The organism is Pseudogracilibacillus amylolyticus (SeqCode) (assembly GCF_051918545.1).
Classification (GTDB): Bacteria; Bacillota; Bacilli; order Bacillales; family Amphibacillaceae; genus Pseudogracilibacillus.
Genome location: NZ_JBPPZG010000185.1, coordinates 1 through 7,686, shown reverse-complemented (window position 1 = coordinate 7,686; position 7,686 = coordinate 1). Strand labels below are relative to the sequence as shown.

The window sequence follows — 7,686 nt, the reverse complement described above, 5'->3', positions numbered from 1 at the left end:
AATCTATCGCAATCGAGATAATCGAGAATATTGTAAGAAAAAAGGAATCCGTCTCAGCGGCCCTGCCCTTGGTCGACCATCAAAAGAAAAGGCCAAAGAGCAGAAACAATTAGAAAAGCAGGACGCCACAGAACGAATTGAAATCGAAGGCAAATTCGGAGAAGGCAAACGCCGCTATGGTATGGGCCTTATTTCGACATGCCTTCAACAAACGAGTGAAACGGTAATTTCTATACAAATCCTCGTTTTAAACTTGGAGCGCAAACTGCGCCTCCTTTTTTGGCAATTTTTCGGAATGTTTTTTAGTACACTCGCCAAACGAATTTGGGCTGTATAGTGAATTGTTCAGCAGTCCCTAACTATGTATCCAGTAATAGATACAAGAAAAAATAAAACAGGTAGAGAAATGTAAATTAATTTACCACTTTTCCCCTTTTCGCTATCTTTAATTTCTTCTTCTTTTCTATTTTTAAGTGATCGATAAACTAAAAAGAAATGAAAGATAAAACCAGCAATTATTACTATTAAAATTATAGGTACAAATTTCTCATATACACCGTCATTCATTGCAAACATCGATAAGGTAACATAAATATCCAATACCATTTTATACGTATAAAATACATAACTTACACTTAAAAGAATAGTTGACCAACCACTTTTTCCCCTAACAAGAAATATCAAAATTATTTGTAAAAGAAAGAGAATTAATTGTAATTTAAAAACAGTTTGCCAAAATCCCGATAAATTTTCCCAACCGATAACGCTACTTTCCGATGCAGCTACTGCAAATGCCGTCCCTATCGCTATAGCGGAAAAAAACATAAAAATTCCTAGCCCTTTACGAATGTTTCTAGGAGATAGCCGTCCATTGTTGATTTCATCTCTGATATCTATGAAATCTTTTTCAGTTAATTTAGACATTCACGGACTCCCCTCCTTTATTTTTTCAAGCATTTTTCTTCTTAGTTGAAGGAGGGTTCACTCTAAATGACGGGAAACGAATGACACAATAGGCACCCTTCACAAATTCTATAACACCGATTAATAAGGCAACTAATAAAATGAATGCTACTATGAGAAAAAATAAATTGTCGTTACTTCCTAAAACATCGTTTTTTATAATATACCCTGTCGCAGACACCAGTAAAAAAATGATAGGTATGGACATATATAGTGAAGAGCCTGATTTCCTTTCATTATGCTTATCTCTATTTGCTTTTCCCCCCCTAAAAGCTCTTCTTAAAAAATAAAAGTGGATGATAAAACCTAAAATGATGGCACCCAATACAAGAGGATAAAACTCATCGTACACACCATCATTTTTTGCGAACATTAATATCATAATAAAAGGATCTAATGCCATCTTATAAGTGTATATTACATAAGCTATGCTCAATACAATTTGCGTAAAGTTACTTTTTCCACTTATTAGGAAAATTAGAATAAGTTGAAATAAAAACAAAACTGCTTGTAGCCAAAAAATTGCTTTCCAAATTACCGATAAGTTTTCCCAACCTATTACTGTATTACTGGCATTAACTGCCACATAGGATACCCCTATTACGATCAAGGAGAAAAACATGAATACTCCTAAACCCACTCGAATACTTGCTGGAGAAAGTCTTCCATTTCTAATTTCATCTTTAATATCCAAAAAGTCGTTTTCAGTTAACTGAGACATTCAATCTTTCAATCCCTTACGCTTTGTTAGATCTAGCATTCTTCTTTGAAGAGGGAGGATTTACTCGGAAAGATGGGAAACGAATGACACAGTAGGCTCCCATCACAAATTCGACTGCTCCAATCATTATAGCAACTAATAGAAATACACCGATTGCAAGAAGAAATAATATGTCAGTATCACCTAATAAGTCGTTTCTAATAATGTAACCTGTGATTCCTACAAGCAAAAAAAGGAAAGGTGTAAAAGCAATTAGCTTAGAATTACTTTTATTTTCTCTTGCTTCTTTATTCTTATTTCCTTTTTTTAGATTTTTAAAGTAACGTATAATAAAAAAGATATGAAATAAAAAACCTAATATAATAATTAATATTACAAGAGGGGCATATACTTCATAAACTCCTTGATCCATAGTATATATAAGTGTCATAACGAATGGATCGAGAACCATCTTGTATGTGTAAAAAACGTAGCTAATAGTTAACAATATTTGCGACCAATTACTTTTTCCACGTACAAGAAAAATTAATACAAGTTGAAATACAAACAAAATTGCTTGTAATTTGAATACGGTTTGCCAAAATATTGATAAGTTTTCCCAACCAATTACACTGTTACTGGCAGCTACCCCCATATAAGCAATACCAACCATAATTAATGAAAAAAACATAAAAGCACCTAAAAATACACGAATACTCCCAGGTGAAAGTCGGCCTTCTTTAATTTCATCTTTAATATCCATAAAGTCTTTTTCTGTTAACTGAGACATTCAATCTTTCAATCCCTTACGCTTTGTTAGATCTAGCATTCTTCTTTGAAGAGGGAGGATTTACTCGGAAAGATGGAAAACGAATCAAGCAGTAAGCTCCTAATACAAATTCAACAGCTCCTATCAATATAGCAGTTAATATTACTAAATCAACTCCAAGTAAAAATAGAATATCATCGTCTCCCAACAAATCATGTTTAAAGATGTACCCTGTCACAGAAACTAGTAAAAAAAGCACTGGAATAAATGTATATAGTAAAACATTCCAATTTTTCTCTTTTTTCTTCTTCTTTTTCGGCTTTAAATCACTAAATTTTCTTCTAATTAAATAAAAATGTACTCCAAACCCAAAAATAATTATAGCTAAAGCCAAAGGTGCGTACTGTTCATAAACTCCATCGTTTTTAGCAAACATTAAAGTCATTATCAAAGGATCTAAAGCTACTTTATACGTGAAAATAACATAACTAATATTTAACAACACTTGTTTCCAGTTGCTTTTTCCGTTGACTAAAAATATCAGGATAAGTTGTAATATAAACAAAATGCCTTGTAACCAGAATATAGACTTCCAAAAAACAGATAAATTTGTCCAACCAATTACAGAATCACTTACACTTACTACAGTAAAAGCAATTCCTACAAATATTAATGAAACAAACATGAAAACTCCTAGGTAAAATCGAACACTGTCTGGAGAAAGTCGACCGTCTTTAAGTTCTTCTTTAATATCCCAAAAGTCTTCTTCGGTTAACCTAGACATATCACTGATTCATTCCTTCTGCTCTCTTCAAGCATTCTTCTTTTTGGTTGAAGGTGGATTTACTCGAAATGACGGAAAACGAATGACACAGTAGGCACCCTTCACAAATTCTATAGCACCGATTAAGGTAGATATAAACACTAGTGTACTTATTCCGACTCCAAATAGAATTTCATTTTCACCCAACAAATCGTTTTTAACAATATATCCTGTAATTGAAGCTACCAAAAAAACAAATGGAATTAACACGGTAAAGAAAGACTTTTTATTTTTCTCTTTTTTTACTTTTCTATTTAAACCTTGCTCATTTCTAATGTTTTGAAAAGCTTTGAAAACTAAATAAAAATGCAGAATGAATCCTAATAATATAATTATTACAATTAAGGGGGCATATTCGTTATAGACTCCCCTATCCTTTGCAAACATTAACGTCATAATGAATGGATCCAAAACCGTTTTGTAGGTATATAATACAAAGCTTACATTTAAAGCGATTTGACTCCTATTAGTGCGACCTCGAACAATAAATATTAAAAACAGCTGGAGAATAAAAAGGACTACTTGTAGCTTAAAAACTGTTTGCCAAAAAAATGACAAATTATCCCAGCCAATTACTGTATTACTTGCATTTACAACCAAATAAGCGATACCTATCATAAGTACAGAAAAAAACATAAAAGCACCTAAACCAGCACGAATACCTTCTGGAGAAATCCTTCCAGTTTTCAGCTCTTCCTTTATGTCTGGAAAGTCTTCTTCAGTTAACTTAGACATATCATTGATTCATTCCTTCTGCTCTTTTCAGGCATTTTTCTTCTTAGTTGAAGGTGGATTTACTCGAAAGGACGGAAAACGTATAATACAATACGCCCCCATAACAAATTCTACAGCACCAACCATTACAGCAATATAGAGGAATGTAAATACACCTGTTCCAAATAATATCTCATTTTCTCCTAATAGTTCATTTTTGATGATGTACCCTGTAATGGAAACAAGCAAAAATAGAATTGGAATAAAAGCATACATAGTGTTTCCACTTTTTTCCTTTTTATTTTTTTTACTCTTTTTGACTTTTAATTCTTTAAAAGTACGCCCAATTAGATATACGTGTAACAAAAACCCAACTATAATAACAATGACAAAGACAGGACGAAATGTTTCATAAACGCCGTCATTCATTGCAAACATTGACATTACAACAAATGGATCTAAGACCATTTTATACGTATAAACGACATAACTAATAATTAATAACATTTGTGTCCAGTTACTTTTACCTCGAACAAGAAATACTAATATAAGCTGATATAAAAATAGGGCTGCCTGTAACCAAAATACAGATTGCCAAAAAACAGATAAATTATCCCAACCAATTACGCTACTGCTTGAAGCTGCAACCGCGAAAGCTACTCCTACCATAAGTGCCGAAAAGAACATAAAAACTCCTAAGTAAAATCGAACACTGTCTGGAGAAAGTCGACCGTCTTTAATTTCATCTTTAACATCTTGAAAGTCTTGTTCAGTTAATTGCGCCAAAATACTTTCATTCCTTTCTATTTAAACCAACCTTTTATCTTATTGATTGCTTTATTTGTACCTCCTTTGATATGATCTAAAGCACTTTTTGGTGGTTTTCCCCACTTATTATTCAACACAAGACTTACTCCAATTCCCACTCCTGCACCAACTACCGTTCCAATTGGAGGTAAGAAAGCTGATCCAATAGCGGCTCCTGTAGCTGTTGCAACACTGCTTCCAGCGATATCCACCGCAGATCCGACAATTGCTTTTTGTGTATTTCCTTTATGTTCATTAAAGTTATCTGCTACGTGTAGTCCTGCACCTAAGGGGCCTGCCAATTTTCCAATTTTACCTAAAACATTTAGTCCCTTTGTCTTTCCTTTTACCTCATCTAAAGCGCCCTTCATAAGAGTTTGTGGTTTTTTCCAATTTGTTTGATTAATTAATTTTTTGGTTGTCTTTATTTTGTTACCATACAGTTCCTTTCTAAAGGTTTTAAACATTGATTTAGCTCTACCTGTAATAGGTAAGCTTTTAAATTCCTGGAATTTTTTCAAGTCCAGACTTCTAATAAATTCACTTTTCATCAGCTTATGGGCAAAATCGCTTCCAGCTAAACTAGGATTAGGCAAGGTTGAATAAGGAGCTAAATTTTTAATAGCTTGAATCGGATTGACTCGTTGTTTTGTTACTTGCTTGAAAACCTGCATAAAGTGCTTATTAGGTAGTTTGTAAATATTACTCAAAGCTAACCGGTTATTATACCGGATATAGTTCATCGTCGAGAAAGAATGTAATCCCGATTTCCTCAAAGCCTTTGAGTGCTCTTTCCCCATATGTTTCAAGATAGAATACATGGTTATTCCTTGAGTAGCAACATTTGTATAATTACTATACTTAAATATATTTTTAACAACATTTCCTCCACTTGCTAATTTCTCAAGTGAAGTTTTCTCTCGTTTACTATCCACCCATTTATCAAGTTTCTTTTTTGCTTTTTTAGAATCTCCTCTATAAAACTCTGTAAATCTTTCTTCACCCTTTTTGGCTTGAGCATTACTCATTAACAATTGAATATGCTCCAACATCTCCCTCATTTTGGCAGTGTCAGCCTGATTAGAATAATCGCCCATATTCTGAACAAGATCATTTATAATTCGGGTAAGAATATTTTTTTTCGTTGTTATCTCGTAAAAATTTGGTTTGATCACACTGACAAGATCAGAAACGCTGTTAATCGTCTGATTAATTTCTTGAGAAAGAGATTCAAAATCTGAGTATGTCGATTCAATGGTTTCTTTTTGTTCCTCTATATAAGATTGATATACTTTCGCTTCTTGACTTGAATCTACTTTTCCTAAAAAGTCGCTAATATTTTTATTAGAGTCTGCATCTATTTCAATGAGGAGTTGCTGAAAAGCTTCAATGATTGATTGATGGAATTCTGCAAAATAATATTTCGCAACCTCAGCAGACTTCCCTTTAAACGATTCCATTGCGTCCAAACTTCCAATATCCTTTTTAACCGTGGCAAGACTTGCTTCAGCTTTTGCTTGCCCTTGTGAAATCTTATCTGATAAGGCAATCACTTCTGGCAAATCAACTTTAAGACTCAATTTTCATCTTCCTTCCTCTAAACATGAATCGGCTTATAGCCACCGGAGCTTGCAGCTGCCGACTGATTCGATGCAAGTTTATTATCTTGTTCCTGTAGGGATTCACCCACATTTTCTAATACATCAATGTCTTTTTTAAAATGCGCTTTATATGCGTCTAATTGATTGATCAGCAGGATGAGCACTTCTAAATTTTCGGTAAAAGGCTTTAAATTTGTAGTTTCAAACGTTTCACCTGTGCTGATTCCTGTATCCACCTCCGCAATTGAGGAATTCAAGCTTGACACATTAGAATTAAATTCAGCCATATCTATACTGATTTTCCCCATTTTATCACTCCTTCTCAGCTTGACTAATTTGTCGATTTAAACTTTCTAGTGTGCTTGTTAAATTATCTAATCCGGCTCTTGCATTAGTTAAGGTGGTTTGAACTCGATTTATTTCTTCGTCTATATCACTTTTAGCTGTTTCTGTTTTTTCAATATAATTTTGAGTATTTGTTTTATACTGTTCATAATGAGTATCAAACTCTGACTTTTCTTTCCCCTTCCACATGTTTCCATCGATTTGCAGATTGGCAATTGTAGACTTAATCGTGTTTAATTCACTTATTTGCCCATTTAATGCATTAGATGCAGTTTTCAATCTGCTTAATTTGTCTTCCAAATCTGTGATCCTCATTCTGGCATTACTCATACCCTGAAGAGTAACAGATCTCCTATTTTTTAAAGTTTGCAAACTAACTCCCACTTGTTGGCCTCCTTCTATTTTTTTCGTATATGTATAGATAACTTTTGGCCGAATTCATCAACCAAAACAGTAAGTTTAACAGGTGAATGATTGCTGACTAACAAACTCTTACCCTAAATACTTTTAACTAAACGTTTCTTTATTTCCCTTCGATAGGTGACACTACATAGCTAGAAAGGTATAGTTCTCCCTACTCTAATCATCTTTTAGAATATCATTTTTGGAAAATAAATACATGAGGATTAAGGTGCGGGAAAATGTTACTAAAACAATAAGAATTCCTTACATTTTTCAAAATACAAACTTGACTTATCAGAAATCTCTGTTGGCATTAATCAAATAATTTTTAGTACAATTTTCTAAGTAACTGATAGTATTTTCTTTATCCTCTCCGAGAATTTCTATTATCTCGTTCCAACTCTTTTGTATTCCATAGTCATCATTTAACTTTAGTTTTTTTCTTTCATCTAATATGGCTTCCATAACTTTATGTCTTTTTCATTTTAGTCATTTTGCTTTTCTTACAATATATCGTATCAGCAAAAATAATAATCCGAACGGTGCAATGAAAATACTTGCA

The 7,686-nt window shown here is 33.1% G+C and carries 10 protein-coding genes; 1 reads left to right on the top strand and 9 read right to left on the bottom strand.

Annotated elements, in window-relative coordinates:
• Positions 1 to 337 (top strand): transposase (locus ACPYKA_RS16545; protein WP_479543321.1); only part of this gene is annotated, 337 nt, incomplete at its 5' end.
• Between the two features lie 8 nt (positions 338 to 345).
• Here the strand turns inward: ACPYKA_RS16545 and ACPYKA_RS16540 are convergent.
• From ACPYKA_RS16540 to ACPYKA_RS16500, 9 genes are read right to left on the bottom strand one after another with little or no spacing between them, the layout of a single operon-like run.
• Positions 346 to 924 (bottom strand): hypothetical protein, encoded by a 579-nt coding sequence (locus ACPYKA_RS16540; RefSeq protein WP_479543320.1) that lies wholly within the window; start codon positions 922 to 924, stop codon positions 346 to 348.
• Positions 925 to 949: 25 nt separating this feature from the next.
• Positions 950 to 1,657, bottom strand: a complete 708-nt coding sequence (locus tag ACPYKA_RS16535) for a hypothetical protein (RefSeq protein ID WP_479543319.1) — start codon at positions 1,655 to 1,657, stop codon at positions 950 to 952.
• A gap of 43 nt (positions 1,658 to 1,700) precedes the next feature.
• Positions 1,701 to 2,453 carry a hypothetical protein gene (locus tag ACPYKA_RS16530; protein WP_479543318.1) on the bottom strand — a complete coding sequence of 251 codons (753 nt, stop codon included), beginning with the start codon at positions 2,451 to 2,453 and terminating at the stop codon, positions 1,701 to 1,703.
• Between the two features lie 16 nt (positions 2,454 to 2,469).
• Positions 2,470 to 3,216, bottom strand: a complete 747-nt coding sequence (locus ACPYKA_RS16525; RefSeq protein ID WP_479543317.1) for a hypothetical protein — start codon at positions 3,214 to 3,216, stop codon at positions 2,470 to 2,472.
• Positions 3,217 to 3,243: 27 nt separating this feature from the next.
• The gene (locus ACPYKA_RS16520; RefSeq protein ID WP_479543316.1) at positions 3,244 to 3,990 is read right to left on the bottom strand and encodes a hypothetical protein; all 747 of its coding nucleotides are present in this window, start codon (positions 3,988 to 3,990) and stop codon (positions 3,244 to 3,246) included.
• 27 nt (positions 3,991 to 4,017) lie between these two features.
• Complete coding sequence (locus ACPYKA_RS16515; protein ID WP_479543315.1) at positions 4,018 to 4,755, bottom strand: hypothetical protein; 738 nt, start codon at positions 4,753 to 4,755, stop codon at positions 4,018 to 4,020.
• Between the two features lie 17 nt (positions 4,756 to 4,772).
• Positions 4,773 to 6,356 carry a T7SS effector LXG polymorphic toxin gene (locus ACPYKA_RS16510; protein WP_479543314.1) on the bottom strand — a complete coding sequence of 528 codons (1,584 nt, stop codon included), beginning with the start codon at positions 6,354 to 6,356 and terminating at the stop codon, positions 4,773 to 4,775.
• A gap of 17 nt (positions 6,357 to 6,373) precedes the next feature.
• Entirely contained in the window at positions 6,374 to 6,685 is a 312-nt protein-coding gene (locus ACPYKA_RS16505) for a TIGR04197 family type VII secretion effector (RefSeq protein ID WP_479543313.1), read from the bottom strand.
• Between the two features lie 4 nt (positions 6,686 to 6,689).
• Positions 6,690 to 7,106 (bottom strand): YwqH-like family protein, encoded by a 417-nt coding sequence (locus ACPYKA_RS16500; protein ID WP_479543312.1) that lies wholly within the window; start codon positions 7,104 to 7,106, stop codon positions 6,690 to 6,692.
• Between the last annotated feature and the right edge of the window lie 580 nt (positions 7,107 to 7,686).